This is a genomic window from Flintibacter muris, assembly GCF_943192995.1.
GTDB classification, from domain to species: Bacteria; Bacillota; Clostridia; order Oscillospirales; family Oscillospiraceae; genus Lawsonibacter; species Lawsonibacter muris.
The window spans coordinates 1-2353 of record NZ_CALPCP010000102.1; the positions used below are offsets into that span (position 1 = coordinate 1).

Below are 2353 nucleotides of genomic sequence, written 5' to 3' on the forward strand. Positions count from 1 at the left end.
CCAGCGCCAGCTGAATCGGACGGATGGTGTAGAGCAGATTGCCGTTGCGCTTCAGGCCAGCCTTGGTGGTGACGGATGTGTTCTCTGTACTGATGAGCTGCCGCTCCTCCAACTCGCACACATACTTGTGGACGGTGTTGGCGCTCATCCTCACTGCTTTGCCAATGGTCTTGTAGCTGGGCCAGCACTGGTACGTCTTCCTGTTCTCACAGCAGAGCAAGTACGAGTAGACAGCCAGTGCGCCGGGCGACAGACCCAGCAGGAATATCTCGTTGGGCAGCTGGAAGTAGTTCTTGACTAGATCACGTTTGGGCCACGGTGTGTACTTCACTCCGCACCTCCCTGGGTGTGTTGCGACACCCACTCCACGAATTGCTCCTTGGGTACCACCATCCTGCTGCCGATCTTCAGCACTGGAAAATCCGGTTCATGCATCAACTCGTACCCGCTGGACGGTGAGACGCCTAGCATCTTTGCCACCGTTACCGCGTTCAGGAACAGCGGCAGTTCGTCGTAGTTCTTGTAGCCAGATTCTTTCATGTTGCGCTTGACCTCCTTTTCTGTTGAGTCAGTTTTTCCTCTGCCCTTATGCGCTGACTCCCTCACTCTTCTACCACAACCTCTGATGGCTGAAACCGAACTTTCTTATAGACGAGTTTACAAAATATTTACCAATTCAGAAAGCAGTTCCCCTCATCCCTCTACTACAACCTCCAGAGTCTAAAAGCGAACTCTTATTTTTCGTTTTCAGAAAAATTTTTTGCTGTAGAAAAAATCACCCGCCAGAACTGAATCTGTCGAGTGATTGTATCGGAAAATTTGAGGGGCGCTTGATGATGGGTTGTACTTGGCAGATTTTATAGATTGCTCTGGAAAAATGCGGTCTTGTATGGTATCCTGTAAAAAAAAGCAACTGGGGGAATACCGCCATGACAGATACACAGCGCCGCGCCGCCGCAAAACAGTTTGCCGCCGACTGGCAAGGAAAGGGTTACGAAAAAGGCCACAGCCAAACCTTTTGGCTGTCCCTGCTGCAAAAGGTCTACGGGGTGGAGGAGCCGGACAAGTTCATCACCTTTGAGGATCAGATCATGCTGGATCACACCAGCTTCATCGACGGCTTTATCCCCTCCACCCACGTCCTGATTGAGCAGAAAAGCCTGGGCAAAGAGCTGAACAAGCCCATCAAGCAGTCGGACGGCTCCCTGCTGTCCCCGTTCCAGCAGGCCAAACGGTATGCCGCCGAACTGCCCTACTCCCAGCGACCCCGGTGGATCGTCACCTGCAACTTTGCCGAGTTCTACGTCTATGACATGGAGCGGCCCACCGGCGACCCGGAGATCATCAAGCTGTGCGATCTGGAAAAAGAATACTACCGCCTGCAATTCCTGGTAGACACCGGGGACACCAATATCAAGAAAGAGATGGAAGTCTCCTTGCAGGCGGGCGAGATCGTGGGCGTCCTCTACGATGCCCTGTTGAAGCAGTACAAAGCCCCGGAGGCCGAGGACACGCTGAAAAGCCTGAACGCTCTGTGCGTCCGGCTGGTGTTCTGCCTGTACGCCGAGGACGCCGGTATCTTCGGCAGCAAGAGTATGTTCCACGACTACCTCCGGGACATCCCTGCCAGCGGTATCCGCAAGGCGCTGGTGGAGCTGTTCCGCATTTTGGATCAGAAGCCGGAGCAACGGGACAAGTACCTGGCCGACGACAACCCGGCGCTGGCGGCGTTCCCCTACGTCAACGGCGGGCTGTTCAGCGATGAGAATATCGAAATCCCGCCCTTTACCGAGGAGCTGAAAAATCTCCTGCTGGAAAAGGCCAGCGGGGACTTTGACTGGTCGGTCATCAGCCCCACCATTTTCGGGGCGGTCTTTGAAAGCACCCTGAACCCGGAAACCCGGCGCAGCGGCGGGATGCACTACACCAGTATCGAGAACATCCACAAGGTCATTGACCCGCTGTTCCTGGACGGCCTGCGCTCGGAGCTGGAGGAGATCAAAGAGATTGCCGTGGACAAGACCCGCAAGGCCAGACTGGACACGTTCCAAAGCAAGCTGGCGGGGCTGACATTCCTTGACCCGGCCTGCGGCTCCGGCAACTTTTTGACGGAGACCTATCTGTCCCTGCGCAAGCTGGAAAACGAGGTCTTGCGGTGTGCCACCGACCAGATTAGCATGGATTTGGACGGCATTATTCAGGTGTCCATCGGCCAATTTTACGGTATTGAGATCAACGACTTTGCCGTGACGGTGGCAAAGACCGCGCTGTGGATTGCGGAGAGCCAGATGATGAAGGAGACCGAGGACGTGGTGCATATGTCCCTGGACTTCCTGCCGCTGAAATCCTACGC

At 55.0% G+C, this 2353-nt stretch carries 3 protein-coding genes; 1 reads left to right on the forward strand and 2 read right to left on the reverse strand.

Annotated elements, in window-relative coordinates; genetic code table 11:
• Positions 1–331, reverse strand: a 331-nt coding sequence (locus NFS22_RS23395; RefSeq protein WP_251320026.1) for a helix-turn-helix domain-containing protein, incomplete at its 3' end; no start/stop codon positions are given.
• The gene (locus tag NFS22_RS23400) at positions 328–540 is read right to left on the reverse strand and encodes a helix-turn-helix transcriptional regulator (protein ID WP_016322557.1); all 213 of its coding nucleotides are present in this window, start codon (positions 538–540) and stop codon (positions 328–330) included. The genes NFS22_RS23400 and NFS22_RS23395, both read right to left, overlap by 4 nt.
• 389 nt (positions 541–929) lie before the next feature.
• On the opposite strand from NFS22_RS23400, the gene NFS22_RS23405 reads away from it, so the two are divergent.
• On the forward strand, positions 930–2353 hold a 1424-nt coding region (locus tag NFS22_RS23405), incomplete at its 3' end, for a type IIL restriction-modification enzyme MmeI (protein WP_338148067.1).